The following is a 24,613-nucleotide window of genomic DNA, read 5'->3' as shown; positions in this document are numbered from 1 at the left end:
AGACGCGCCGGCTCAGCGCGGTGTTTTCGTCAGAAGCCGGTTGACGTGGCCCATTTTGCGGCCGGGCCGGGCGACCTTCTTGCCATAGTGATGCAGAAACGCCCCGGGCTCCGCCGCGATTTTCTGCCAAGCCAGAATATCGTCGCCGATCAGATTTATCATTTCTGCCCCTGGCGCCTTGAGCTGCGTCGATCCCAGCGGCCAGCCGGCGACAGCGCGAATGTGCTGCTCGAATTGCGACGTCAGCGCCCCGTCCATGGTCCAGTGGCCGGAGTTGTGAACGCGCGGGGCCATCTCGTTGACGTAGAGGCGATCGCGGCCATTTTCGGGGACGACGAAAAATTCGATGGCGAAGACACCGATGTAATCGAGGCTCTCGGCGATTTTTTGCGCAGCCGCGATGGCTTCAGCCGCCACGTCGGCCGCCAACCGGGCCGGCGCGACGGAGCGGTGCAGAATATGATCGCGATGCTCGTTTTTGGTCACGTCGAAAGCTTTGAAAGTACCATCGCTCGCACGCGCCGCGACGATTGAAACTTCAGCGCGGAAATTGACGAAGCTTTCGAGGATCGAGGGTCGATCGCGCATCGCCGCCCACGCGGCCTCAGCGTCGCTGCGCTTCAGAATTTTTGCCTGACCTTTGCCGTCGTAGCCGAAGCGCCGCGTTTTCAACACTGCGGGAACTGCGAAACCGCCGTCGAGAGCTTTGATAAGTGCTTCGAGACTATCGATCGGCGCGAACTCGGCGGTCATGGCGCCGAGCTGGCGCGCCAGCATCTTTTCGTTGATCCGATCCTGCGCGCATGCGAGCGCTTTGGCGCCGGGCCGAACCGGAACCCGCTTCGACAAGAATTCAACAGTTGGGACCGGAATGTTTTCGAATTCGTAAGTCGCCACCCCGATTGCTTCCGCAAACGCCGCGAGCCGCACTTCGTCTTCGTAGGCGCCAATCGTATGCGCCGCGGCGACATCGAAGGCCGGGCTATTCGCGTCCGGCGCATAGATGTGTGATTTGAGGCCGAGTCGCGCTGCTGCCATCGCAAGCATGCGGCCGAGCTGTCCGCCACCCAGAATACCGATGGTCGAGCCGGGAGGAAGCGCCGTCATCGCCTTTTCGGTCATCCTTGAACTGGCGTTTCTGCGACTTCCGACGAATGTCGCCGTCGCCAATCCTCGAGCCGGTCGGAAAGGGCGTTGTCGGATAGCGCCAGGATTTCGGCCGCAAGCAGCCCGGCGTTCTTGGCTCCGGCTTCACCGATCGCGAGCGTGCCGACAGGTACGCCGGCCGGCATCTGTACGATCGAATAGAGGCTATCCTGACCTTTGAGGGCTTTGCTTTCGACCGGCACGCCGAGCACGGGCAGCGTCGTCATCGAAGCAGTCATGCCGGGAAGATGCGCCGCGCCGCCGGCGCCTGCGATGATGACTTTCAACCCCGAGCCCTTGGCGCCCTTGGCATAGGTATAAAGCCGCTCGGGCGTTCGGTGCGCGGAGACGATCTTGGTTTCGTAGGCGACGCCGAGCTCGGTCAAGATATCGGCCGCGTGCTTCATCGTCGGCCAATCCGACTGGCTGCCCATGATGATACCGACGAGGGGTTTGGCGGTGGCCATGTGAATCGGGCGCTTTCCCGTGAGAAACGCGGGATTTAGATGGTTGAGAGGCGAAGCGCAAGGGCGGCTTGTTCGCCTTAAGCATTATCAGTTGACGATGGATTTACTCTGGCTACGTACGAATTCATCGATCAGTCGGAGAGTTATGCGATGGGTCACGAGAAATATCGACGGCGTTTGGCTCATTGGTTGGGCGGGCTTGTTGCCTTCATTCTGCTATTTCCCTTCTTCGTCTATGCTTTGGTCACGTTGACGTGCCACCCCGGGACGGGTGCCTGCGGTGCCTTAGCCGCGGTTGTCGGCATGACCATAAAACCGCTAGGAATTGCCGTTATCTTGGTCGGACTGACAGTAATCGCTTGGAAGCGGATGCGCGCCGCCGATCTCGGCGTCCCGTGGTTCATCGCAATCGTTCTCTGGTCGATCGCATCGGTCAGCTTCCTTGTCGGTTTCGGGAATTTCTGGGGCGCGAATTTCGGCATGGGGCTCCTCTTTGGTGGCTTTCCCATCATAATTCTTTTTCTCCTCGCGTTCCTGATGCTCCTCGCAACGAATTTCGATAGCGCGCCTATTCGGGTCGAGATGACCGGGGCTGCGTGGAAGGTCGCGGCAGGCGCCGCCGCACTCGGTCTGCTGCTTTCGGTGCATCAAATCGTCATGGGGATCAGACTGCTCCCTTACGTCGGATGGTGGACTGCTGACCTGTTCTTCAGTGTGATCAGAGCCATGCCGCCAGCGGCGAGAGATTTGGTGTTCGGAATGCCCCGGGCGGATTATTCTTTGGGCCGACTTGGCAATCTTCATAGCGGCTCTATTCGCCATTAGCCGAGGTTCGTCATCTGATGCTGACGCTTGCGCCGATGTCGGCGCCCCCAATTAATCGCTTGACCGTCTCGAGCGTTTCGGCTTCCGCGGCGGGCTTGTCCCAACGGATGCGGTGGATACGTGGGAACCGCATCGCGACGCCTGACTTGTGCCGCGTCGAGGTCTGCACGGCGTCGAAGGCGACTTCGAAGACGAGGCCTGGCTCGACGGCGCGAACCGGACCGAATGTTTCGGTCGTGTGGTTCCTGATCCAGCGATCGAGCAGCAGTAGCTCTTCGTCCGTGAAGCCGGAATAGGCCTTGCCGACCGGCACAAGCTCCGGCTCGCCGCCATCGCCGGCACGCCAGACGCCGAATGTGTAATCGGAGTAGTAGGACGAGCGTTTGCCCGAGCCGCGCTGAGCGTACATCAGCACGCAGTCGAGCGTCAGCGCCGCACGTTTCCATTTGAACCATTCGCCTTTGATTCGGCCAGCCTGATAGGTGCTGTCGCGTCGCTTCAGCATCAAACCTTCAATGCCCTCGGCGCGGGCCGAAGACCAGAGCGTGCCCAGTTCGCCGAACGTCGCAAACGAAACGAGCGGCGACACGTCGGTCAACGGAGGATGATGTTCGGCGTGCCACGCCTCGAGCCGGGCGCGGCGCTCGCTGAAGGGAAGCGCGCGCAAGTCCTCGTGGTCGTCGAAAAGAAGATCGTAGAGGCGAACATGCGGCGGATATGCCGACATCATTTTCGCCGTCACCGTCTTGCGGTTGAGGCGCTGCTGCAAGTCGTTGAACGGCGCGATCTCGCCATTGCGCATAACCAGCAGCTCGCCGTCGGTAACGCAATCCGCGCCGATAAACGCCGCGCGGATTTCCGGAAAAGCCGCCGAGATATCGTCGCCCTGGCGCGAGAACATGCGCACGTCACTACCGCGCGCGGCAACCTGGACGCGGATGCCATCCCATTTCCATTCCGCCATGAAGTCTTCAGGCAAAAGCCGCGGCCAGTCATCTTCCTCGATAGGATGCGCCAGCATCACCGGTCGGAAAACGGGTTTGGAGCCTGGGTCGGGACGGTCGGACTTGCCGTCGAGCCACGCGAAAAGCTCGAGGTAGGGTGGCTCAAGCGCGTGCCAGATCTCTTCGATTTCGGAGACGTCTCGGCCGTAGCACTCGGCCAACGCAGTACGAGCGAGACGCGCCGAAACGCCGACGCGCGGCGCTCCGCCAAGAAGTTTCAAAAGTGCCCAGCGGCCAGAGGCATCGAGCTGATCGAGAAGCCGGCCCAAGCGTTCCGTGCGCTCAGCGGTGGTGCCGTCCGACATTGCGTTGATGACCCGGCCGAGGGTAAGCGCGGTCGGCTGGCACTCTCCATTGCTTATTTGCGACGGCGGGAGGGCAGGGGGGGTAAGGTCCAGGCTCAGCGTTTCGGACTTATCGCCGACGTCTTCATCGCTCCGCGTCGAGACGAGGGAAGAGACGGACGAGTCATCAGGCCAGAGCAGCGCCACGGTCTCGGCCGTGTCACCGACGTAATCACGCGACAGGCGATAAAGAACCGGATCGATGAAGCGGCTGACGAGGTCCATCAGCATGCGCCGAAGAGGCAGCCGCACCGGAACGCCGTCGGTCAACGCCGCCAGCGCCCATCCGCGATCCGGGTCCGGTGTCGCTCTGAAATAGCGGCCGAGTAGCGCCACCTTGCGATTGCGGCTTTGCGTGTAAACGAGACAGTCTAGGAGACGGGCGAAGGCACGCATCGCTATTCGCTCCCCTCGTCGCGGCCGACGAGCGCCAGCGCCCGCGCCTTGCGTCCGAGCGTCGCGAGATAGTGGACAAGCGCGTCCTCGCGCCCGTGCGTCACCCAGATTTCTTCGGCGCCGGTTTCGGAAATGGTTTGGATCAGCTCCGGCCAATCGACGTGATCGGATACCACAAGCGGCAGTTCGATGCCGCCCTGGCGGGCCCGGCCGCGAATGCGCATCCAGCCGCTGGCGAACGCGTTGACCGGATCGCCGAAGCGGCGCGACCAGCGATCGCCAAGCGCCGAAGGTGGACACATCACGATGCCGCCGAGCATCGATTTCTGGTCGGTGCCGGCAACCGGGCGCACGTCGCCGAGATCGATGCCGAGCTTCTGGTAAAGTTCAGTCAACGCCATGACGGCGCCGTGCAGATAGATCGGCTTGTCGTAACCGGCGTCGCGGATGACGCGGATCATCCGCTGGCACTTGCCGAGACCATAGGCGCCGATCAGATGCGTACGGTCCGGTTCGGCGGCCATCGAGGCCAGAAGTTTCTCAACCTCGTGGTGGGCTTTCTCGTGCCGAAAGACAGGAAGCGCAAAAGTCGCCTCGGTAACGAACACATCGCACCTCACAAGCTCGAACGGCGCGCAGGTCGGGTCGCTGGCGCGCTTGTAATCGCCGGAGACGACGGCCCGGCGGCCCGCCCACTCGATCACGACCTGGGCCGAGCCCAGAATGTGCCCGGCCGGCACGAGACGCACGCCGACGCCGTTGATCGACAGAGTTTCCCCGAGCGGCCGCTGTTCGAATGTGCCGGCGCAGTCGGCGCCATAACGCACTTTCATGATTTCGATTGTCTCGCGCGTCGCAAGCACGGCGCGGTGGCCCGATCGCGCGTGATCGCCGTGGCCATGCGTGATCACGGCGCGGTCAACCGAGCGATGCGGATCGATGTAGAAATCGCCTGGCTCGCAATAGAGTCCGGCTTCGGCCGGGTAGAGCCAGGTATCGACGGTGGGTGCCAGCGAGGTCATAGGCTACTAACGCGCAAGGTCCGGAAACGGTCTTGCGAGCCAGTGCCGCAATGCCGATCAGGCAATGATATCGGGAAGCAGCTTGTCCTCGATCTGCGTGATGCGATCTTTCAGGGCGAGTTTTTTCTTTTTAAGCCGCTTGACGAGAAGTTGGTCAGCCGAAGGGTCGGCTTCAAGAGCCACGATCTCGCAATCGAGCTGGCGATGCTGCGCCCGCAAGCTCACCAATTCGTCTCTGAACTCGCGCTCGTCGCGCCGTTCCATCGCAATGCCTACCCCACTGCCCGGCCCAGTGACCGATCGATTGCAGCGTTTTGAAAGATTGCCCTTAATCTGGCAACAGGCAAAAGCGCCATCGGCGATAACCTCTCTAATCGTATGCTATTCCTTGAAAAAGTTCTAATGCGAGCAATTTGGGCCTGCGGTGCAATGTAGCTGAAACCCGGCCAAAATGCCGTTCGGCGTGTTGGACAATGCCTTAAACGTGTGGCACGATTTCAATGTCTGCAATCTCTTTAGGAGGCAACTGATGGCAATTACGGCTCATCTTGCAGAACTCGCAGAAAAGCACCGGGCGCTGGAAGAACGGATCGGTAAAGCAGCGGCCCAACCCGGAATTGACGACATAGAGATCCGGCGGTTGAAACAAGAGAAGCTGAAGCTGAAAGACGAGATCGAGCGATTGAGGCGAGAGACGCGCCACTAGATTTTCATAGACGAAGTTCAGATCGAGAGCCCTGCCCGCGCGCATCGTGATTGCCGCAGAGCGGGGCTTTTATGTTTGCAGCTCGAGTTGCCCGGGCCGGCCATTCCCGTTTCACGTTCATTCGTTTTCATCGGCAATCGCCTCGCGAGTCGGGCTTGACTCGCCACCCCGCCGCCTGTATTTAACCAAAAGGTTATTTAACCAACGGGCTTAATTCAGATGCCAGCCGATCGTCTCAGCGAAACATTCGCCGCCCTCGCGGATCCGACGCGCCGCGCCATCCTGGCGCGACTGGCGCTTGGCGAAACGTCTGTCACCGAGCTCGCCGAGCCATTCGACATGAGCCTGCCGGCCGTCTCGAAGCATCTCAAAGTTTTGGAACGGGCCGGTCTTGTCGCGCGTGGCCGTGAGGCGCAGTGGCGGCCATGCCGCCTGGCGCCGGCGCCGCTCAAAGACGTCGACGATTGGGTCGAGCAATACCGCAAATTCTGGGAGCAGAGCTTCGATCGGCTCGAAGAGTACCTACGTGAGTTGCAGGCGAAGGAAAAAAAGCGTGGCCCAAAGAAAGGCAAGTAAAGCGCAAGCCGGTGGCGCAGCGACGCAGCTCGAAATCGTCCGTATTTTCGACGCGCCCCGCGCCCGCGTCTTCGAAATGTGGAGCACGCCGGCGCATTTGCAAATGTGGTCGGCGCCGAAGGGTTTCACGATACCCGAGGCGCGAATGGATTTTCGCGAGGGCGGAAGCTGGTACGCCCATATGCGCTCTCCTGACGGTGAGGATCACCGCGTGCAGGGCATGTATCTGGAGATCGTTGACGGCACGCGGATCGTCATGACTCACGCCTGGCTCGATGAGCACGGCGATGCCGGTCCCGAGACAACCGTGACCGTGACGTTCCAAGATCACGGCAATGAAACCTACCCGAAGACCAAAATGACGTTCCTGCAGGAAGGCTTCGCGTCGAAAGCGTCGCGCGATGGCCATGCCGGCGGTTGGAGCCAGTGCTTCGACCTTCTCGAAGCATATCTTTCAAGCGTTGCGAAATCACTCTGAGGTGCGCCGACACGTTCACCTGCCCTCGCCGACCGCTGATATTGAAAAGGACATTCGCATGGTTGCCAAAAGCACGATCGCCGACACTTCTCCGGAACTGGAATTCGCATTCACGCGCCTGATCGATGCGCCGCGCGAACTTGTCTTCGCGGCGTTCAAGGATCCGCATCACATCAGCCAATGGTGGGGGCCGAACGGCTTCACGACGACGACCTACGAGATGGACGTGCGCGTCGGTGGTCAGTGGCTCTTTACGATGCACGGGCCGGATGGCACCAACTATGAAAACCGGGTCCGATATACCGAAGTCAAAGAGGCGGAACTTCTAGCCTACGATCATGACGGCGGCGACGGCGCCGATCGCATGCACAGTTTTAAGGCGGTCATCACGTTCGCGGACGAAGCACGAAAAACCCGCGTGACCCTGCGGCTCGTCTGCTCAACGAAGGAACAGCGCGAGATGATGGCGAAGTTCGGAGCCATCGAAGGTGGCCATCAGACGCTGAGCCGGCTCGACGATTACCTCACCAACGCATGACCGCATGGACCGGCCCCGTCGAGACCAGGAGGAAACTATGTCAGCCACCGAACGAAAGCCGGCGATCGAGCCCTTCGTCATTTCGCGCGTATTCGATGCGCCGCGCGAACTCGTCTTCAAGGCGTTCACCGAGCCCGAGCGGTTGAAGCAGTGGTGGGGCCCGAAAGGCTTCAAGGTGGTTGCCCAGAGCATGGATCTGCGTCCGGGCGGCATGTACCATTTCGAGCTCCGGGCGGCGGACGGCAACACGATGTGGGCCCGGTTCGTCTATCGCGAGATCGCGGCGCCAGAGCGTATCGTCTACGTCAATTCCTTCTCCAATGAAAAGGGGGGCCTGACGCGCCATCCGATGAGCCTCGATTGGCCACTCGAAATGCTGACGACGCTTCTTTTCGAAGACGTCGGCGAAGGCCGCACCAAATTGACGGTCACATCGATCGCGATCAATGAGAGCGATGACGAGCGCGCGACGTTCGATGCGGCTCACCCCAGCTTGACGCAGGGTTGGACCGGCCAGCTGGACAAGCTGGATGTCTATCTCGCAGACGTCAAAAATCAGAAAGCAACGGTTTGAGGCTCAGCAAGAGACCCGGGACCCAGCGGTGAAACTGGGTCCCGGGTCTCGCGAGAAAGCTCGCGCGGAATGACAAGTCCCGGTTACTTGGCGCGCCGCGAAAACGACACGGCGTAAGCCTGCGAGCGCATCGGGAAGATCTTGTCGTTCTCCGGGCCTTCGATGCCATCGACGACGTTGGTCGGATCGAACACGCCGGCGTCACAGGTCGCGTTGTCTTCTAGAGCCGAAATCGAGATCGTGCCGAGCTTGACCGATTTGCGCTGGTCTTCGGGCCAAAGTGTCGTCGGATTGTCGGTCGGATCGCCGGGTTCGCCGAGGATCGCCGTCAGCGTGAATTCCGCCGGACCTTTGGCCAGCCGGTCCTTGAGTTCGGGGCTGTAAAAATCCGGCGCTTTGGCTTTGGCCTCGTCATCCGAAAGCCCGGTTTCGCCGCCGACAGGAAGCGCCTTGTATTTCACGACGTGCTTTTCGCCCTTGGCGTTCGTGAACGTGAAGGCATGAACGCCCCAATAGTTCACGCTTGTGTAGCTCGCAGGAACCGGGCGCGCATTGAGGAAATTCGCCTGCCCCGTCGATTCCGGATTGGCTTTGAAGAATGCGCCGATCTTGTCCTTGTCTTTCGTCGCGACAGCCGTCAGCAGGGCGAGAAACTGGTCTGGATCTTTGGCGACGAAAATCGGCGCTGAAATCATGACGAGATCCGTTGTGTTGTCCTTGTCGAAGTTGAAATGCAGCGCCAAGCCGCGCACGTTATCTTTCTGCGTGTTGGGCGCGGCCGGGTCACCGCCACCCATGGAGAAGCGGCCGATGACGGGAAACGGACCGGGGCGTGAAAAGTGCGGAGCTTTGGACAGGCTCGCCGCTTCTGGCGTCGGCGTGAAAGAACCTTTGACGCAAATGCCGTTGGTGTGGGCGGCGCGCACGCCCTCGTGCTTGCCGAAGACGGAGTTCAAGGCATTGATGAGGCTTTCCGCGTCGGCCTCGGCGTAGGCGCTCGAGACAGGCACGACGAAGGCAGCAGCGACGAAGGCTGCAGCAGCGATGAGCCGGGTGGGAACCATGGGCAATTCCTTCAGATGAATTGACTGACTGCCGCGAAGCTGCAGAAGCTTCAGGGGGCGCTCGTCTTTTAGCGGCTATGCCGTGGTATATTCAAATATTGCATTTGAAGACATTCAATCCACCAAAGAAAACCCTAGTGTGACGGTTAATCCATCGGTCGCCCACGCCGTCGAAGTTTGGCCGCCGAGTTGACGTGCAGCTAATTCCAGCAGTCTGCTGCCGAAACCGGCGGGTGCCGACTGTGTGACGACGGCCAGCGGCTCGTGCCAATTCAATAGAATTTGCTGATTACCGGCATAGTCCCATCTGATGGAGACGCGCCCGTCGTTTCGGAAGGCGCCGTACTTCGCGGAGTTGGTCGCCAGCTCATGCAGGAAGAGGCAGACCGGCGTGACCTGTTGGTGGCGCAAACTTATCGGCGGACCCGAGACGTCGGCAGTCGAGCCGGGTTGGCAGTAGGGCTGCAGTAGTCGCGCAGCGAGGCCTTCCAAGTCGACGTCATCACTCGTCGCGATCAGCGCGTCGTGTGCGCTGGCAAGAGCCGACAAGCGGTTGCTTGCTTTGGAGATGACATCGTCGATCGATGTCGCGTCCCTGCCGGAGAGATTGACCAGCGCCGCCGATACGGCCAGGGCATTCTTGACCCGATGATGATATTCGCGAGCCAGGACCGCATTTTCTTGGGCCAGCGTCGTCGCCTTACGCGCCTGCTCTCGCAATGCGATCTCGTCCTCGACGATGCGGGCGAGATCGATCATCAACGCGACGTCGCTCTCCGACCATTCCCTCGGCTCCAGGTTGGTGGCGCAGAGCGAGCCGATGACTTCGTCACCCGTGCCTCGCACTGGAATTCCGAGATATGAAATCACGCTCAAATCGGAGACCGCACCGTTATCCGCGAGCATCGGTATCTTGCGGGCATCGCTTACGATAAGTGGCTGCTTGGAAGAAACGACATGCTTGCAGAACGAATGAGATAAGGGCGTTTCGCGGCTGGTCGCGTAGGGTTCGCCGAGACCGCACTGGCTTTTGAAGAATTGGCGATCGGCGTCGACCAAACTCAGCAGCGTCGTCTTGCTGCAGAGCAGACGAGCCGCAAGTCGCGTGATGCGATCGAAATAGCATTCGGGGTCTGTGTCTAGGAGCGCGGCGCGTCCTAGAGCAAATAATCGAGCAGGCGAACGGATTTCGGAATCGTCGAACGCTGAAACCATGCGTGCTGTGATACTTAACTCGGGCGTTGTGGGGAGTTCACTTTGTGTTTCATAGAACAAGCACAGATTTTACGCAACGATCGCGACCTTCGGCTGTTCTTCTATCGGACGAGGAGCCCCGACATTGCGTAGATCCATCCCGGTACTGGTGGTTGAAGACGATTTGATCGTTCGAATGGACATCGTCGATAGTTTGGAAGAAGCGGGGTTTAAAAGCGTCGAGGTAGGGTCGGCCACGAAAGCCATTAGCGTGTTGGAGAGCAGATCCGACATCAGGGTCGTTTTTACCGACATCGAGATGCCGGGAAAGATGGATGGATTAGCATTGTCCCATTACGTCCGGCGTCGCTGGCCGCCGACGATCGTTGTGATCAGCTCGGGTCAGCAAAAGCCACGCCGGGATGAAATGCCCGCGAACGTCGAATTCATCTCCAAGCCTTATCATTCGACGCAACTGGCCAATATCCTGCAGGGCATCAAACGCCAGTTGGGCCAAGCATAGACGGCTGGTAACGGCGCGCTCCAAGCGCCTTCACCTCGCGCACTTCGCATCGCAGCAAATTAATTCAATCGCCGCCTCGGCGATCGCGGGCGGACTTACGCTGTCGTTGGCAGGTTCAATTCTTTTTGCGGAAGGCATCGTTTGTCTTGTCATCCAATGAGTCGCAGCTTAGCTTAATTACAAAGACGTTATCCCACGGTGAGTGCGATGACAGAAATCGCTACCCAAGAAATATCGAAGGCCGAAGTCGACAAGTTTTTATTCGGCAAACACATCACAGGCTGTCCCGTCTGCGGACGGTTTCGCTCCCAATGCGACGTTGACGTGCACACGCTGACTTGCCAGCGGACAGATCCGTCATCCACCGCGCCGGTCCACGTTCTGATGATCGTCTGCCAGAATTGCGGGGCGATCCAGTTCCACGACCGCAGCGTTATTGCCCAGTGGCTGTTGTGCCAGAAGCGCGTCTGGGTGAAGTAAGAACGCCGCCGGTCGGATCGTGATTGGCCGGCGTCGGCTTGTCTCGTGGCCGCTTGCGAACCTGCGCCGGTCACACTTCTTTCGCCATTTCACGCAGCTTGAACTTCTGAATTTTTCCCGTCGATGTTCTCGGTACATCGGCAAAAACGACATGCCGCGGAACCTTGAAACGCGCCAGCCCCGAGCGGCACCATGCGATGATGTCTTCCGCCGTCGCGCTCGTGCCGGGCTTCAACTCGATGAATGCGCAGGGGGTCTCGCCCCACTTCTCGTCGGGTTTCGCGACGACGGCGCAGAACCCGACCGAAGGATGCTTATAGAGCACCTCTTCGACCTCGATCGACGAGATGTTCTCGCCGCCGGAAATGATGATGTCCTTTGAGCGATCCTTGATCTGGATGTAGCCATCGGGATGCATGACGCCGAGGTCGCCGGAATGAAACCAGCCGCCGGCGAAGGCTTCCTCGGTCGCCGTCGGATTCTTGAGATAGCCCTTCATTACGATGTTGCCACGGAACATGACCTCGCCCAGTGTCTCGGCGTCAGCCGGAACCTCGGTCATCGACTCGGGCTCCATTACGGTCAGGCCCTCGAGCGCCACGTAGCGAATACCCTGTCGAATTCTTTTGGCGCTGCGCTCGGCGGCGGGAAGATCGTCCCATGCCGCGTCCCATTCGTTGATCGTCGCGGGACCGTACGTTTCGGTCAGACCGTAGAGATGCGTCAGGCTGAATCCCGCGTCCGTCATGGCGGCGATGACGGCTGCCGGCGGTGGGGCGGCGGCATGGTTGAACGCCACGACGTGCGAGATCGGCCGCTTCTCGTCTTCGCTGGCGTTCAAGAGGGCCGCCATCACGAACGGGGCGCCCGAAAGATGCGTGACCTTGTGGTCGACGATCGCATCGTACATGGCCTTGGCGCGCACCCAGCGAAGGCAGACGTGCGTACCGGCGGCGAGCGTCACCGACCACGGGAAGCACCAGCCGTTGCAGTGAAACATCGGCAGCGTCCAGAGGTAGACGGGAAAGCGCGTCATGCCGGTTGAGATCGTGTTCGCGTAGCACATCAGCGCGGCGCCGCGATGATGGTAGACGACGCCCTTGGGATTGCCCGTCGTGCCCGACGTATAGTTTAGCGAGATCGCTTCCCATTCGTCTTCCGGCCATCGCCAATCGAAACCTGGATCGCCGTTGGCGATGAAGGCTTCGTAGTCTGTCGATGATAGTGGCTTGCCGGTCTGCGGAAATTCCGGGTCGTTGTAATCGATGACGGCCGGCTTCACTTTTGCAAGCTCCAGCGCGGCCTTCATATTGTCCGAGAATTCGCGATCAGTGATCAGCAGCTTGGTGTCCGCGTGATCGAGCTGGAAGGCGATGACGGCCGGATCGAGACGCGTGTTGATCGTGTGCAGCACGGCGCCGGTCATCGCGACGCCGAAATGTGATTCGAGCATTGGCGGCGAATTGGCGAGCATCACCGATACGGTATCGCCCGGACCAATGCCGGCGAGGCTCAATGCCGAACCGAGCCGCCGGCTGCGGGCGTAGAATTCGGCATAGGAATAACGCGCGTTCCCATGAATGATCGCCGTGTGATCGGGTGAGGCGAGTGCCGTGCGCGAAAGGAACGACAGAGGCGTCAGAGGTTGATAATTGGCCGGGTTCTTCGCGAGGTTTTCGTCGTAAGGATTCGACACCATCGCCTTGCCTGCCTCCAGCTATCGAGCGCTCCGCCGTTTGAGCCTCCGACGCTAGCGAATGCGAACTAACCCAGCAACCGCCGATTTGATACTCGCCGATTGGCCGTTAGTCGCCCCGCGCGCCGGCATCGTTTCGCGCCGGCGCTTCGCCCCCAGGGCTGGTTGAGCCTGTGCCGGACCAGAATTCTATTTCGTCTCGCCGTCTTCGTCTTTGTCCTTGGAGGTCATACCCTTCAGCTTCGCAAGCACGCGCGCCTGTTCCTGCTCGGGCGTTTCCTCCGGAGCTTCTTGGGCGGCCTTCGGAGCCAGAATCTCGGCCATCGCCGGAGCCGCCGCCGTCGTCTCGGCAGTGGATAGCAAAGTCCCAGCCTTGTCGTGATCCTTGCCGCTTTCCTTGCGCTCACGTTCCAGGCGCCGCGCCGCTTTCTTAACCTCGGCGTCGAGGTCGGTCTGCGAGCAAAGTCCGAGTGTCACCGGATCCTGGGGCGTCAGCTGTGCCGAGTTCCAGTGCGTGCGGTCGCGAATCTGCGCGATCGTCGGCTTCGTCGTTCCAACGAGCCGCATCAGCTGGCTGTCCTTCAGCTCCGGATGATTGCGCAGCAGCCACAGCACGGCATTCGGCCGGTCATGACGACGCGAAACCGGCGTGTAGCGCGGACCCTTGCGGGTCTGCGGCAGCGGCGGCAGCTGAACTTTGCTCTCGGCCAGCTGGAGCTTCTGGGACCCGTCCTTCTCGGCGCGGGCGATCTCCTCGCGCGTCAGCTGACCGTTGGACACCGGGTCCATCCCCTTGATGCCCTGCGCGACCTCGCCATCGGCGATACCTTTGACTTCGAGTGGATGCAGTCCGCAGAACTCGGCGATCTGGTCGAAGGACAGCGCCGTATTTTCCACAAGCCAGACGGCTGTGGCTTTCGGCATCAGGGGGCGGCGATCGCTCATGGGGGTCCTCTTTCGGTCTTCGCGGGCGCGCCGCGAAAGCCACTGCAAACGATAAATTAAGGGAATAACGCCTTATAACGCGTCGACCAGTCGGTGCGCAAGGCTTAGGCGCTGGCTCATCCTGCAACTAGGCCGCAGCCGGAACCGGGTCGCTGCGGTTGCAGCCAGTTCTTATGAGGGTTTAGTGTTAAAGGTATAGGCCGGATGGCACTTCCGGCTGGGGGTGACGCATTGAGGACGACTATGCTTGCAACTGCCGGTAGGACCAAGTATTTCGAGGACTTAGAGGTAGGCCAGGAAGCCTCTATGTCGCGCATTGTCAGCGAGGCCGACATCGTCGCCTATGCAGCCCTCTCGGGTGACTACAACCCGGTGCATCTCGACTCCGAATATGCCGCCAAAACGATATTCAAAGAGCGAATTGCTCACGGCATTCTGTCCGCCGGATATATCTCGGCGATCTTCGGAATGAAGCTGCCGGGGCCCGGCGCCATCTACGTCTCGCAGACACTATTCTTCAAAGGCCCGGTCAAGATCGACGACCGCGTCGAAACGATCGTGCGGATCGTCGAACTCATTCCCGACAAGAAGCGTGCTCGGTTTGATTGCATGTGTACGGTCGTGGGCAAGCCCGTGCTGACCGGCGAAGCAGTGCTGATGGTTCCACCGCGGCCGAGATAAGCGCAACATCGGCGTAAGCGATTCTTGAAGACCGACGAGGTCCGCGCCGGCATGAATGTCATCCACGGCCACACGCACGTACCACTTGAATTTCGCGGCTCAGCCGTAGCCATTGGCAATTTTGACGGCGTCCACCGCGGTCATCGCGCCTTGATCGCGGAAGCCAAGGCGCAGAGCCGCGCAAGGCGCGTACCCTCCGCGGCCATGGTGTTCGAGCCGCACCCCCGCGAATTTTTCCAGCCCCATGAGCAGCAATTTCGATTGACGCCGTTGACGCGAAAGCTGGTGCTGTTCGAGGAACTCGGGCTCGATGTGGCGTTCGTCGAGCCGTTCAACGCCGAGCTGGCGGCCATTCCCGCGCAAGCCTTCATCGAGCGCGTGCTCGTAGCGGGGCTCGGAGTCGGACACGTCGTCATCGGCTACGATTTCTATTTCGGCAACAAGCGTGGCGGCAATCCGGAACTGATGGTGCGGGCAGGCGAAGAACTGGGCTTCGGCGTAACCGTGATGCCGCCGGTCGCCGAGAGCGGCGAAGCATTTTCATCTTCCGCCATACGCTTGCATCTTGCACAAGGCGACGTCAAAGGAGCGGCTTATATGCTTGGCGAGCCCTGGCGCGTGCGAGGCAAGGTCGTCGGCGGTGCGAAGCGTGGAACGAATCTCGGTTTTCCGACCGCAAACATCCCAATGCCGAAGGGCACGACGCTCGGGCATGGCATCTACGCTGTTCGCGCCCACTTCGACGGCAGCGCTCACGACGCCGCCGCCTACCTCGGCACGCGTCCGACGTTCGACGACGGCATGCCGGTGCTGGAAATATTCCTGTTCGATTTCACAGGCGATCTTTATGGCCGCGACATCCAGATCGAGTTCATCGACTTCATACGCGGCGACCGCAGGTTTGGCTCGGTCGAGGAACTGGTTGCGCAAATGGACAAAGACATCGCCAAAGCGCGAGCGATTTTGGCGAAGAACTAATTCACCGTCGTCATCCCGGCCAAAGCGAAGCGGAGAGCCGGGACCTAAAGGCAACGTCCCAGGATGAATCCTGGGTCCTGGGTCTCACCGCGAGCGCGGCTCGCCCGGGATGACAAGGGGGCGTCATCCCAGCCTTCGACGCACTCGACCGAGGAGGCGTCTTCTCCGGACTTTGCTAACCGACAGGGCAATTGCTAGAACGCCCCAAGATTTGAGGACGAAAGATCACCTGATGTCGAAAGACCCTAAGGCTTCGGCCAAGTCGAGCGTCGCCGAGGCTGCGCATCCGGCCGTCGCCAGTGGCCGCGACTGGAGCAAGACGCTTTTCCTGCCGCAAACGGAGTTTCCGATGCGCGCTGGATTGCCGGAACTCGAGCCAAAATTGCTGAAGCGCTGGGACGAAATCGGGCTCTACGAGAAGCTGCGAACCCAGTCGAAAGGCCGCGTGAAATTCACGCTGCATGACGGGCCGCCCTACGCCAACGGCAACATCCACATTGGGCACGCGCTGAACAAGATCCTGAAGGATCTCGTCGTCAAGTCGCAGCAGATGCTCGGGCACGATTCAAACTACGTGCCGGGCTGGGACTGCCACGGCCTGCCGATCGAATGGAAGATCGAGGAGCAGTACCGCGCCAAGGGCAAGGAGAAGCCGAACTTCCTCGATCCGGTCGCTATCAACGCGTTCCGCGACGAGTGCCGGAAGTTCGCAGGCCACTGGCTCGACGTGCAGCGCGAGGAATTCAAGCGCCTCGGCGTCATCGGCGACTGGGCGCATCCCTATTCGACGATGGACTACAATGCCGAAAGCATCATCGCGCGCGAACTGATGAAGTTTGCAGCCACGGGGCAACTCTATCGCGGCTCGAAGCCGGTCATGTGGAGCGTCGTCGAGAAGACCGCGCTGGCCGAAGCCGAGGTCGAGTACCAGGACTACCAGTCGGACATGATCTGGGTGAAGTTCCCAATCAAGAAGCTGGGAGATTTCAAGGTCCCAACGTCGATCAATAATTTTGACCTTTGGTATGATGCACTCGTGAACGCATCGGTCGTCATTTGGACCACGACGCCATGGACGATCCCCGGAAATCGCGCGATCAGCTTTTCGTCCAGGATCCAGTACGGTCTATACAAGGTCACGGCAGCGCCGGAAGGTAACTGGGCGAAGGTCGGCGACTGTTATCTACTCGCCGAAAAATTATCCGCCGACGTCTTGAAGGCCGCAAAGGTCGAAGCCGCCGAGTACCTCGGTGAAGTTTGGCACGATACGCTTTCGCAAATGGTTTGCGCGCACCCGCTCGCCGACCTTGGCTACGACTTCAATGTTCCGTTGCTCGACGGCGATCACGTTACCGACGACACGGGCACCGGCTTCGTGCACACCGCCCCCGGTCATGGTGCCGACGACTACAACATCTGGACCAAGAACCAAAAAGCGCTGCGTGACCGCGGCATCGACACGGAAGTCCCTTTCACCGTCGATGCCGACGGCGTCATGACGAAAGCCGCGCCGGGCTTTGAAGGCAAGCGTGTGCTGAAGGAGAACGGCGACAAGGGCGACGCCAATGATGCGGTCATCAAAGCGCTTGCCGCCGCCGGCAACATCATCGCGCGCGGACGCCTGAAGCATCAGTATCCGCACTCGTGGCGCTCGAAGAAGCCGGTCATCTTCCGCAACACGCCGCAATGGTTCATCAGCATGGATCGCGCGCTCGGCGGCCGGCTCCCCGCGGGGGAGTCGCCGAGCGCCAGCAAAAGAGGGGGCAATTCCCCAACTCTTCGCCACATCGCGCTCGACGAAATCAAACGCACCGAATGGGTGCCCCCAGCAGGCGAAAACCGCATCACCGGCATGATCGAAAACCGGCCCGATTGGGTCGTGTCGCGTCAGCGTGCCTGGGGCGTGCCGATCACCGTTTTCCGCAACCTCGAAACCGATCAAGTCATCCCGGGCCCGGACTTCGGCAAGTCGGAGGAACTCGCCGCGCGCATCGAAAAGGCGTTCGCCGAAAGCGGTGCCGACGTCTGGTTCGAGGCGGGTGCGCAAGAACGCTTCCTGAAAGGCATCGTGACCGACGCCGAACTTCCAAAGTGGGAGCAGGTCAAGGACGTGCTCGACGTCTGGTTCGATTCAGGCTCGACGCACGCCTTCACGATCGAAGACCCGGTCGCGTTTCCAGGCTTCAAAGGGCTTCGCCGCAAACGCGACGGCGGCCAGGATCGAGTAATGTATCTCGAAGGTTCCGATCAGCATCGCGGCTGGTTCCATTCCTCGCTGCTCGAAAGTTGCGGCACGCGCGGCGAGGCGCCCTACGATGTCGTGCTGACGCATGGCTTCGTCCTCGACGAAAAGGGGCAGAAGATGTCGAAGTCGCTCGGCAACGTCGTCGCGCCGCAGGACGTGATGGCGAAATCCGGCGCCGACATCCTGCGGCTTTGGGTGGCGGCCTCCGATTATTCCGACGATCTGAGGATCGGTGCCGAAATCCTCAAGACCTTTTCGGAAACGTACCGCAAGCTGCGTAACACGCTCCGCTGGATGCTTGGCGCACTGGCGCACTTCAAGCCGGGCGACACCGTTGCGTTCAACGATATGGGACCGTTCGAACTCGAGCGGCTGATGCTGCACCGGCTCGCCGAACTCGATCACGAAATCCGCAAAGCCTACGAGACTTACGATTATCGCAAGGTGGTCGGCCTGCTCACGCAATTCATGAACACCGAGCTCTCGGCGTTCTATTTCGACATTCGCAAAGACGCGCTTTATTGCGAACCGCCGTCGAGCGTGAAGCGTAAGGCGGCGCTGACGGTGATCGATCGGCTATGCGATGCGCTGCTGAAATGGCTCGCGCCGATCCTGTCATTCACGGCCGAAGAAGCCTGGCTGCTTTATCGTCCGGAGGATGACGACAGCGTGCATCTGACCGGGCTTCCGAAAATTCCGCACGAATGGCGCGACGACAATCTTGCGGCCAAATGGGATCGCGTGCGCGAGGTTCGCGCCGTCGTAACCGGAGCGCTCGAGATCGAGCGCGCCAACAAGAAGATCGGCTCGTCGCTTGAAGCCGCACCGGAAGTCTACATCACGGATGCCGATCTGATGGCCGGTCTCGACGGTGTCGACATGGCCGAGGTGTGCATCACGTCGGATATTTCGGTTCGTGGCGACGCCGCGCCGGCGGGCGCCTTCATGCTGCCGAACGAGCCGGGTGTCGGCGTCGTCGTCAAGCGCGCCGAGGGCATGAAGTGCGCGCGCTCGTGGCGCATCACGAAGGATGTCGGCTCTGATCCGGCCTACCCTGATTTGTCGGCGCGCGACGCCGCGGCCGTTCGCGAAATCGACGCGGCGGTGGCGGCATGATGACAATGGCAAAGCCTCGCAGCCTCGTTTGGAGCCGGTGGGCGCCGCTCGCGCTTACTATTGTTGTCGCGACCGTCGCCATCGACCAGGTGAGCAAATGGTGGATGCTGTCGGTCTACGACATTGCGAGCAAAGGGCGCGTCGAGGTCTTGCCGTTCCTCGATCTTGTGTTCGTGAAGAACATCGGCATCAGCTATTCGCTGTTCAATCAAGAGAGCGTTCTCGGCCAATATCTGTTGGCGGCCTTCGCGTTCGTCGCGAGTCTGGCGCTCTGGGCCTGGCTCAACCGGTCGAGTGCCAACCGATTGATGGCCGTCAGCCTGGCGCTGATCATCGGCGGGGCCATCGGTAACGCCATCGACCGCCTCAGAATTGGCGGCGTCGCCGACTTTTTCTCACTGCACGCCTATGGATACTATTGGTACGTCTTCAACATCGCAGATGTGGCCATCGTTGCTGGCGTTGCAGGGCTATTGTATGAGTCCCTGCTGGGCGAGTCGCAATAGCGCCGTAAATTTCGGCGTATTATCGGCTTCGGGGGCGTGTCACGTTGAAGGCACGGGGAATTTGATGTCGTTGAAAACAATCGCGAAAAGCGCGTTGCTGGCGGTTCTCGCCGTGGCATTGCCGGGGCTTGCGGGCTGCAGCATGGACGACATCCAGCTCAACGGCAAAGTTTTCGATGCCATGGGCATGAACACAACCGGCTCCGTGAAATCGGGCGATCCGAAAATGGCGGTTCGTGAGCCTCTGGTCGTACCGCCGGGCCTCGACTCGTTACCGCCTCCAGGAAGCGGCAAGGACGCACAGCCGACACTGGCCGAAATTCAGGACCCGGATCACAAGCTGAAGGTCTCAAAGGCCGAACTCGAGAAGCAGCAAGCCGAATATTGCAAAGTCCATTATGATCAGGCCTCCGCTCAAGGCGATAACAACGCCGATTTGGCAGTTGGACCGCTAGGGTCGTGCCATCCTTCGATATTCTCGGCGGTCAAGAAGTGGAACAGTGGCGACGAAGGCGAAGACGGCCAGACCGAGTGACCGCCCGGCTAATTGCCCGATAATCAAAACTTTTCGAGCACATAAAAGTGTTGATCGGCCCGCAGCTTACATGGGTCGAGATGAACGCCTTGTCATTTGACTTTTGCTTCCCACGTCCGCTGATAGCGCTGACTTCCCGCGATGGCGCTCCGGCTTGCCGAAGCGCTTTTTTAGCGAAGAGTAGTCCCCGCGCTTCGGCCTCGGGCTATCATCCCAACGGGTAGGCAGCCCAAGTGACGCTGCCTACGGTTCAAGGACCGACGACATGCGTCTCATGACGTTGACCCGACTTAGTCTTTTAACCATTTTGGCGCTCCTCATGCTCGCAGTGAACCCCCAAGCCAACGCTACCGATACGGGCGTCCGCGCCTCCGAGTTCAAGCTGTCCAACGGCATGGATGTCGTGGTCATTCCCGACCACCGCGCCCCCGTCGTCACCCACATGGTGTGGTACCGGGTCGGAGCCGCCGACGAGAAGCGCGGAAGTTCCGGCATCGCCCACTTCCTCGAACATCTGATGTTCAAGTCGACCGACAAGATCCCGGTCGGCGAATTCTCCAAAATCGTCGGACGCCTCGGCGGCCAGGACAATGCCTTCACCGGCCAGGACGCGACCGCATACTTTCAGCGCGTCGCCAAGGATCGGCTTGGCACGATGATGGAGATGGAAGCCGATCGCATGGTCAATCTGCGGCTCGACGAAAAAGAGGTGCTGACCGAGCGCGACGTCATTCTGGAAGAACGCCGTTCGCGTATCGACAATAATCCGGCCGCTTTGCTGAACGAGCAAATGAACGCGGCGCTGTATCTCAACGATCCCTACGGCGTGCCGGTCATTGGCTGGTACCACGAAATGCAGAAGCTCTCGCGCCAGGACGCGTTGACGTTCTACAAGCACTATTACGCACCGAACAACGCCATCCTCATCGTTTCTGGGGATGTCACGGCAGATGAAGTAAAAAAGCTCGCCGAAGCGACTTACGGCAAGATCCCCGCCAATCCGGATATCAGCCCGGTCCGTCACCGGCCCACCGATCCGCCGGCGATTGCTCCCCGGCGCATCGAACTCAAAGACCCGCGCGCCGGCAATTTTTCGCTGCAGCGCTATTACATCGTGCCGAGCTACGTCACCGCAAAACCGGGCCAGGCGGAAGCACTCGATCTGTTGATGAAGATCGCGGGCTCGGGCTCGACCAGCCGGCTCTATAAAAAGCTGGTGGTCGCATCGAAACTCGCATCGAGTGCCGGCGGCGACTATTCCGGATCCGGATTGGACGGCGGCAACATCTCGCTCTACGCGGTGGCCGCCGACGGTGTGCCTCTCCCCAAGGTCGAGGCGGCGATAGATGAGGTCCTCGCCGATATAGCCAAAAACGGCGTCACGGACGCAGAACTGGCTCGGGCAAAAAGCAGCTTCCTCGCCGATTACATCTACGAAAGCGACAACCAGGCGACGCTGGCTCGTCGCTATGGCTGGAGCTTGGCGGTTGGCCGCACCGTCGCCGATGTTGAATCATGGCCGGATGCGATTTCGAAAGTTACGGCGGACGACGTGAAAAAGGTCGCGGCCCAGTACTTCGATTTGCGCCTGTCGGTTACGGGCTATCTCGTTCCCGACCAGACGGGTGTGGCGCAAAGCGAAGAAGACCTGCCTCCTCCCTCATCGGACAGCGTATTGAGGTGACGTCGATGCACAGTTTTTTTTGCCGGATCGCCGCGGCGTCTAAAGTCGCGAGCCGATCGGCACTTGCCGTGACTGTAGCAGCGCTCAGTCTCATTCTCACCATTTCAACCAGCAATCCGGCCGCCGCTATGAACATTCAGAAGATCAAGACGCCCGGCGGAATTGAAGCTTGGCTCGTCGAAGAGCACAGCGTTCCGATGATGGCATTGCGATACGCTTTCGACGGCGGCAGCAGTCAGGACCCTGTCGGCAAGGAAGGCGTCGCCAACTTCCTCACCGCGATGATGGATGAGGGCGCCGGCGATCTCAAATCCGAAGACTATCAGGAGCGCATGGAAGAACTCGCCATGCGCATGCAGTACGAGGACAGCAAGGACGCCATCTACGGGTCTTTCGAAACGCTGAGCGTCAACCGCGACAAGGCGGTCGAGCTGTTGAAGCTCTCGGTGCAGAGCCCACGCTTCGATACCGACGCGGTCGTCCGCATCCGTCAGCAGCTGTTGGCAAATCTCGCCTATGCCGACAAGGACCCCGATAAAGTCGCGCAGCGCGAATGGTATGCGCAGGCCTTCGCCGGCCACCCCTACGCCCGTTCGTCGAATGGGACGATGACGACGGTCTCGAGCATCACGCACGATGATCTCGCGGCCTATCACAAGCGAACGTTTGCCCGCGATAACCTCAAAATCGTTGCCGTCGGCGATATCACGCCGGCCGAACTCGGAAAGCTCGTCGACGACGTCTTCGGCGGCCTGCCTGCAAAAGCCGATCTCATTCCCGTCACCAAAACGCAGCCGTTGACCGGCGGCGGTCAGCAGGTGATCGAGATGGGCGTGCCGCAGTCCGTGGCCGTGTTCGGTCTCGGCGCCATGCCGCGCAAGGACCCGGACTTTCTGACGGCTTTCGTCGTCAACCACATCCTCGGCGGTGGCGGGTTCTCGGCCAAGCTGATGGAGGAGGTGCGCGAGAAACGCGGCCTTGCCTATTCGGTCTACACGTACCTTCAGCCTTATCAGCACACCTCGATCATGCTCGGCAGTGTCGCGACGAAAAACTCAGCGATGGCCGAAAGCCTCGATATCATCCGCAAGGAATTGAAAAAGATGGCCGACGAGGGGCCAACAGCCGACGATCTCGCTGCCGCCAAATCGTATCTTACAGGGTCCTACGCATTGCGTTTCGATACCGACTTGAAGATCGCCGCGCAGCTCCTGGGTCTCATGCAGGAAGGCTTCGGCCCCGAATACGTCGAGAACCGCAACAAGCTGATCGATGCCGTTACGCTCGAAGACGCAAAGCGGGTGGCGGCTCGGTTGCTGAAGCCCGATAACCTGATCGTGACGATCGTCGGCAAGCCACTTGGACTGAAGTCGGCGAGGCCGGCGACGGTGCAGCCGGCGATGGCCGTACCAGGGCGCGGCTAAGCGTCTCCGGCCTGAGCTTTTCGGATCGGCCCACAGCCCTTGGCCGTTGCGGTCAAATGGGCTAGGCCGGAGCCTGGATTTTCCAGGAGCGTTTGTACGACATGCAGGACGGCCAGAAGCACGATGGCAGCGTGTTCAATCAGAATATCGACGGCTGTCTGGAATCGGCGATCGGCAAATACGGCCTGTCGCGTTCGCAATACGACGCTTGGATCGAGCGCGCCGGTCCCCACGTCGAGGCGCTGAAAGGCGATTACCGCAACAATCGTCTCGCATTGCTCCGCATCGCGGAAGAGGTTTCCGACATAGCCGAGGCGGAAGCCGCGCTGGCTCGGCTTAGCGTTGGGGCCAACACGCTTGTATTCTACGGCACCGGCGGTTCTGGCCTCGGCGGGCAAACGCTGGCGCAGATCGCCGGCTGGAAAATTCCAGGCGTCGCCAATGAGGCGCAGCGGGCCCGGCCGCGAACGCGCTTCTACGACAATCTCGATGGCGGCACGCTCGAAGGCGTGTTGAAGACGCTCGATCTTGCAGAGTCACGTTTCATCGTCACGTCCAAATCGGGCGGCACGGCGGAAACTCTCGCGCAGGTGATCGCGACGCTGTCGGCCGTCAAGGCGGCGGGCCTCGAAGCTCAAATCCCGAAACTCTTTCTCGGCATCACCGAGCCGGCGCAGCCCGGCAAAAGCAACGGCCTAAGGACGCTGTTGGCGAAGTTCGCCATCCCGATGCTCGAGCATCACACGGGCATCGGCGGCCGGTTCTCGTGCCTGACCAATGTCGGCCTGATGCCGGCACTGGCACGCGGCCTCGACGCGCGCGCAATCCGCGCCGGCGCGAAAACCGTCATCGATGCGCTTCTCGCAGCCAAGACGCCGCAAGACTTCGCTCCGGCCGTCGGCGCCGCAACGGCCGTCGCCCTCGCCAAGGAGAAGGGCATCAGCAATCTCGTGATGATGCCTTATGCCGACAAGCTGGGCCGGTTCTCTGCTTGGTTCGTGCAACTCTGGGCCGAAAGCCTCGGCAAGGGCGGCGAAGGCACGACTCCGATCGGCGCGGTCGGGCCGCTCGATCAGCACAGCCAGTTGCAGCTTTTCATGGACGGCCCGCGCCAGCACTATTTGACGATACTGCGCGTCGCCAGCGCCGGCACGGGCCCGAAGATCGACGCGGAACTGGCGGGCATCGCGGGCGCAGGGATGCTCGGCGGCCACACCGTCGGCGATGTCGTTGCAGCGCAGGCCCACGCAGTTCCGGAGGCTTTGGCGCGCGCCGGGCGTCCCGTGCGTACAATCGACGTTGCAAAACTCGACGAAAAGGCGCTGGGCGCGCTGCTGATGCACTTTATGATCGAGACGATTCTCGCGGGCCGCCTGCTCGGTGTCGATCCGTTCGACCAACCGGCGGTTGAGCTTGCGAAAGTTTTGACCCGGGAGCGCCTCGCCAAAGGCGCTTAACAGCGCTTT

General features: G+C 60.5%; 25 protein-coding genes. 16 read left to right on the top strand and 9 right to left on the bottom strand.

Annotated features, from left to right (window positions below; genetic code table 11):
* Positions 1-12: 12 nt before the first annotated feature.
* Together VN623_RS05685 and purE are read right to left on the bottom strand one after the other, a co-directional pair.
* Positions 13-1,122, bottom strand: a complete 1,110-nt coding sequence (locus VN623_RS05685; protein ID WP_325569013.1) for a 5-(carboxyamino)imidazole ribonucleotide synthase — start codon at positions 1,120-1,122, stop codon at positions 13-15.
* Complete coding sequence (purE, locus tag VN623_RS05680) at positions 1,119-1,613, bottom strand: 5-(carboxyamino)imidazole ribonucleotide mutase (protein WP_325569011.1); 495 nt, start codon at positions 1,611-1,613, stop codon at positions 1,119-1,121. Before purE ends, VN623_RS05685 begins: the two co-directional genes overlap by 4 nt.
* Positions 1,614-1,763: 150 nt before the next feature.
* Here purE and VN623_RS05675 point away from each other — a divergent pair, with 150 nt between their 5' ends.
* The gene (locus VN623_RS05675; RefSeq protein WP_325569009.1) at positions 1,764-2,438 is read left to right on the top strand and encodes a hypothetical protein; all 675 of its coding nucleotides are present in this window, start codon (positions 1,764-1,766) and stop codon (positions 2,436-2,438) included.
* Positions 2,439-2,448: 10 nt separating this feature from the next.
* Here the strand turns inward: VN623_RS05675 and VN623_RS05670 are convergent, their stop codons facing one another.
* Genes VN623_RS05670 through VN623_RS05660 form a run of 3 tightly spaced genes read right to left on the bottom strand, consistent with a single transcriptional unit; the run spans position 2,449 to position 5,468 of the window.
* Positions 2,449-4,182 (bottom strand): cisplatin damage response ATP-dependent DNA ligase, encoded by a 1,734-nt coding sequence (locus VN623_RS05670; protein WP_325569007.1) that lies wholly within the window; start codon positions 4,180-4,182, stop codon positions 2,449-2,451.
* Between the two features lie 2 nt (positions 4,183-4,184).
* Positions 4,185-5,204, bottom strand: a complete 1,020-nt coding sequence (locus VN623_RS05665) for a ligase-associated DNA damage response exonuclease (RefSeq protein ID WP_325569005.1) — start codon at positions 5,202-5,204, stop codon at positions 4,185-4,187.
* Between the two features lie 57 nt (positions 5,205-5,261).
* Positions 5,262-5,468: a YdcH family protein gene (locus VN623_RS05660; protein WP_325569003.1), complete on the bottom strand. Its 207-nt coding sequence runs from the start codon at positions 5,466-5,468 to the stop codon at positions 5,262-5,264.
* Between the two features lie 265 nt (positions 5,469-5,733).
* Here VN623_RS05660 and VN623_RS05655 point away from each other — a divergent pair, with 265 nt between their 5' ends.
* From VN623_RS05655 to VN623_RS05635, 5 genes are all read left to right on the top strand, one after another.
* A complete protein-coding gene (locus VN623_RS05655) occupies positions 5,734-5,910 on the top strand; it encodes a YdcH family protein (protein WP_414653171.1) in 177 nt (58 codons plus the stop codon).
* 219 nt (positions 5,911-6,129) lie between these two features.
* Entirely contained in the window at positions 6,130-6,486 is a 357-nt protein-coding gene (locus VN623_RS05650) for a metalloregulator ArsR/SmtB family transcription factor (protein ID WP_325569001.1), read from the top strand.
* Positions 6,464-6,964, top strand: a complete 501-nt coding sequence (locus VN623_RS05645; RefSeq protein ID WP_325568999.1) for an SRPBCC domain-containing protein — start codon at positions 6,464-6,466, stop codon at positions 6,962-6,964. The genes VN623_RS05650 and VN623_RS05645 overlap by 23 nt, the downstream gene beginning before the upstream one ends.
* 58 nt (positions 6,965-7,022) lie before the next feature.
* Complete coding sequence (locus VN623_RS05640; protein ID WP_325568997.1) at positions 7,023-7,502, top strand: SRPBCC family protein; 480 nt, start codon at positions 7,023-7,025, stop codon at positions 7,500-7,502.
* A gap of 37 nt (positions 7,503-7,539) precedes the next feature.
* Positions 7,540-8,076, top strand: a complete 537-nt coding sequence (locus tag VN623_RS05635; RefSeq protein ID WP_325568995.1) for an SRPBCC family protein — start codon at positions 7,540-7,542, stop codon at positions 8,074-8,076.
* An 83-nt stretch (positions 8,077-8,159) separates the two neighbouring features.
* On the opposite strand, the gene VN623_RS05630 is transcribed toward VN623_RS05635, so the two are convergent.
* Both VN623_RS05630 and VN623_RS05625 read right to left on the bottom strand, forming a co-directional pair.
* Entirely contained in the window at positions 8,160-9,140 is a 981-nt protein-coding gene (locus VN623_RS05630) for a catalase family peroxidase (RefSeq protein ID WP_325568993.1), read from the bottom strand.
* A 114-nt stretch (positions 9,141-9,254) separates the two neighbouring features.
* On the bottom strand, positions 9,255-10,355 hold the full coding sequence (locus VN623_RS05625; protein WP_325568991.1) for an HWE histidine kinase domain-containing protein: 1,101 nt from the start codon (positions 10,353-10,355) through the stop codon (positions 9,255-9,257).
* A 148-nt stretch (positions 10,356-10,503) separates the two neighbouring features.
* On the opposite strand from VN623_RS05625, the gene VN623_RS05620 reads away from it, so the two are divergent.
* Both VN623_RS05620 and VN623_RS05615 read left to right on the top strand, forming a co-directional pair.
* Positions 10,504-10,857, top strand: a complete 354-nt coding sequence (locus tag VN623_RS05620) for a response regulator (RefSeq protein WP_325568990.1) — start codon at positions 10,504-10,506, stop codon at positions 10,855-10,857.
* A gap of 207 nt (positions 10,858-11,064) precedes the next feature.
* On the top strand, positions 11,065-11,337 hold the full coding sequence (locus VN623_RS05615) for a hypothetical protein (RefSeq protein WP_325568988.1): 273 nt from the start codon (positions 11,065-11,067) through the stop codon (positions 11,335-11,337).
* Positions 11,338-11,407: 70 nt separating this feature from the next.
* Here VN623_RS05615 and VN623_RS05610 read toward each other — a convergent pair whose 3' ends face one another.
* Positions 11,408-13,036, bottom strand: coding sequence for an acyl-CoA synthetase (locus tag VN623_RS05610; RefSeq protein WP_325568986.1), 1,629 nt, complete (start codon positions 13,034-13,036; stop codon positions 11,408-11,410).
* Between the two features lie 186 nt (positions 13,037-13,222).
* Complete coding sequence (locus VN623_RS05605) at positions 13,223-13,978, bottom strand: DUF1013 domain-containing protein (RefSeq protein WP_325568984.1); 756 nt, start codon at positions 13,976-13,978, stop codon at positions 13,223-13,225.
* Between the two features lie 243 nt (positions 13,979-14,221).
* Here VN623_RS05605 and VN623_RS05600 point away from each other — a divergent pair, with 243 nt between their 5' ends.
* The 8 genes from VN623_RS05600 to VN623_RS05565 all read left to right on the top strand — a co-directional run bounded on the left by VN623_RS05600 (position 14,222) and on the right by VN623_RS05565 (position 24,604).
* Complete coding sequence (locus VN623_RS05600; protein WP_325568982.1) at positions 14,222-14,659, top strand: MaoC family dehydratase; 438 nt, start codon at positions 14,222-14,224, stop codon at positions 14,657-14,659.
* A gap of 24 nt (positions 14,660-14,683) precedes the next feature.
* Complete coding sequence (locus tag VN623_RS05595) at positions 14,684-15,637, top strand: bifunctional riboflavin kinase/FAD synthetase (protein WP_325568980.1); 954 nt, start codon at positions 14,684-14,686, stop codon at positions 15,635-15,637.
* Positions 15,638-15,869: 232 nt separating this feature from the next.
* Positions 15,870-18,998: an isoleucine--tRNA ligase gene (ileS, locus tag VN623_RS05590; protein WP_325568978.1), complete on the top strand. Its 3,129-nt coding sequence runs from the start codon at positions 15,870-15,872 to the stop codon at positions 18,996-18,998.
* A 5-nt stretch (positions 18,999-19,003) separates the two neighbouring features.
* On the top strand, positions 19,004-19,504 hold the full coding sequence (gene lspA / locus VN623_RS05585; protein ID WP_325568976.1) for a signal peptidase II: 501 nt from the start codon (positions 19,004-19,006) through the stop codon (positions 19,502-19,504).
* 64 nt (positions 19,505-19,568) lie between these two features.
* Positions 19,569-20,039 carry a hypothetical protein gene (locus VN623_RS05580; protein WP_325568974.1) on the top strand — a complete coding sequence of 157 codons (471 nt, stop codon included), beginning with the start codon at positions 19,569-19,571 and terminating at the stop codon, positions 20,037-20,039.
* A gap of 265 nt (positions 20,040-20,304) precedes the next feature.
* On the top strand, positions 20,305-21,723 hold the full coding sequence (locus tag VN623_RS05575; protein WP_414653170.1) for a M16 family metallopeptidase: 1,419 nt from the start codon (positions 20,305-20,307) through the stop codon (positions 21,721-21,723).
* Between the two features lie 5 nt (positions 21,724-21,728).
* Positions 21,729-23,147: a pitrilysin family protein gene (locus VN623_RS05570; protein WP_325568970.1), complete on the top strand. Its 1,419-nt coding sequence runs from the start codon at positions 21,729-21,731 to the stop codon at positions 23,145-23,147.
* Positions 23,148-23,248: 101 nt separating this feature from the next.
* Positions 23,249-24,604, top strand: coding sequence for a glucose-6-phosphate isomerase (locus tag VN623_RS05565; protein WP_325568968.1), 1,356 nt, complete (start codon positions 23,249-23,251; stop codon positions 24,602-24,604).
* Positions 24,605-24,613: the final 9 nt, after the last annotated feature.

Origin of the sequence: Hyphomicrobium sp., from assembly GCF_035572195.1 — a bacterium.
In the GTDB taxonomy this organism is placed as follows: Bacteria; Pseudomonadota; Alphaproteobacteria; order Rhizobiales; family Hyphomicrobiaceae; genus Hyphomicrobium_B.
Note: the sequence above shows the minus strand (reverse complement) of the source record. Positions and strands in the feature narration are given on the sequence as shown.

What these genes read in the sequence shown, in the direction of transcription:
- VN623_RS05685 (WP_325569013.1), bottom strand. Translation starts at nt 1,122, where the DNA reads ATGACCGAAAAGGCGATGACGGCGCTTCCTCCCGGCTCGACCATCGGT.
- purE (WP_325569011.1), bottom strand. Translation starts at nt 1,613, where the DNA reads ATGGCCACCGCCAAACCCCTCGTCGGTATCATCATGGGCAGCCAGTCG.
- VN623_RS05675 (WP_325569009.1), top strand. Translation starts at nt 1,764, where the DNA reads ATGGGTCACGAGAAATATCGACGGCGTTTGGCTCATTGGTTGGGCGGG.
- VN623_RS05670 (WP_325569007.1), bottom strand. Translation starts at nt 4,182, where the DNA reads ATGCGTGCCTTCGCCCGTCTCCTAGACTGTCTCGTTTACACGCAAAGC.
- VN623_RS05665 (WP_325569005.1), bottom strand. Translation starts at nt 5,204, where the DNA reads ATGACCTCGCTGGCACCCACCGTCGATACCTGGCTCTACCCGGCCGAA.
- VN623_RS05660 (WP_325569003.1), bottom strand. Translation starts at nt 5,468, where the DNA reads ATGGAACGGCGCGACGAGCGCGAGTTCAGAGACGAATTGGTGAGCTTG.
- VN623_RS05655 (WP_414653171.1), top strand. Translation starts at nt 5,734, where the DNA reads ATGGCAATTACGGCTCATCTTGCAGAACTCGCAGAAAAGCACCGGGCG.
- VN623_RS05650 (WP_325569001.1), top strand. Translation starts at nt 6,130, where the DNA reads ATGCCAGCCGATCGTCTCAGCGAAACATTCGCCGCCCTCGCGGATCCG.
- VN623_RS05640 (WP_325568997.1), top strand. Translation starts at nt 7,023, where the DNA reads ATGGTTGCCAAAAGCACGATCGCCGACACTTCTCCGGAACTGGAATTC.
- VN623_RS05635 (WP_325568995.1), top strand. Translation starts at nt 7,540, where the DNA reads ATGTCAGCCACCGAACGAAAGCCGGCGATCGAGCCCTTCGTCATTTCG.
- VN623_RS05630 (WP_325568993.1), bottom strand. Translation starts at nt 9,140, where the DNA reads ATGGTTCCCACCCGGCTCATCGCTGCTGCAGCCTTCGTCGCTGCTGCC.
- VN623_RS05625 (WP_325568991.1), bottom strand. Translation starts at nt 10,355, where the DNA reads ATGGTTTCAGCGTTCGACGATTCCGAAATCCGTTCGCCTGCTCGATTA.
- VN623_RS05615 (WP_325568988.1), top strand. Translation starts at nt 11,065, where the DNA reads ATGACAGAAATCGCTACCCAAGAAATATCGAAGGCCGAAGTCGACAAG.
- VN623_RS05610 (WP_325568986.1), bottom strand. Translation starts at nt 13,036, where the DNA reads ATGGTGTCGAATCCTTACGACGAAAACCTCGCGAAGAACCCGGCCAAT.
- VN623_RS05605 (WP_325568984.1), bottom strand. Translation starts at nt 13,978, where the DNA reads ATGAGCGATCGCCGCCCCCTGATGCCGAAAGCCACAGCCGTCTGGCTT.
- VN623_RS05600 (WP_325568982.1), top strand. Translation starts at nt 14,222, where the DNA reads ATGCTTGCAACTGCCGGTAGGACCAAGTATTTCGAGGACTTAGAGGTA.
- ileS (WP_325568978.1), top strand. Translation starts at nt 15,870, where the DNA reads ATGTCGAAAGACCCTAAGGCTTCGGCCAAGTCGAGCGTCGCCGAGGCT.
- lspA (WP_325568976.1), top strand. Translation starts at nt 19,004, where the DNA reads ATGGCAAAGCCTCGCAGCCTCGTTTGGAGCCGGTGGGCGCCGCTCGCG.
- VN623_RS05580 (WP_325568974.1), top strand. Translation starts at nt 19,569, where the DNA reads ATGTCGTTGAAAACAATCGCGAAAAGCGCGTTGCTGGCGGTTCTCGCC.
- VN623_RS05575 (WP_414653170.1), top strand. Translation starts at nt 20,305, where the DNA reads ATGCGTCTCATGACGTTGACCCGACTTAGTCTTTTAACCATTTTGGCG.
- VN623_RS05570 (WP_325568970.1), top strand. Translation starts at nt 21,729, where the DNA reads ATGCACAGTTTTTTTTGCCGGATCGCCGCGGCGTCTAAAGTCGCGAGC.
- VN623_RS05565 (WP_325568968.1), top strand. Translation starts at nt 23,249, where the DNA reads ATGCAGGACGGCCAGAAGCACGATGGCAGCGTGTTCAATCAGAATATC.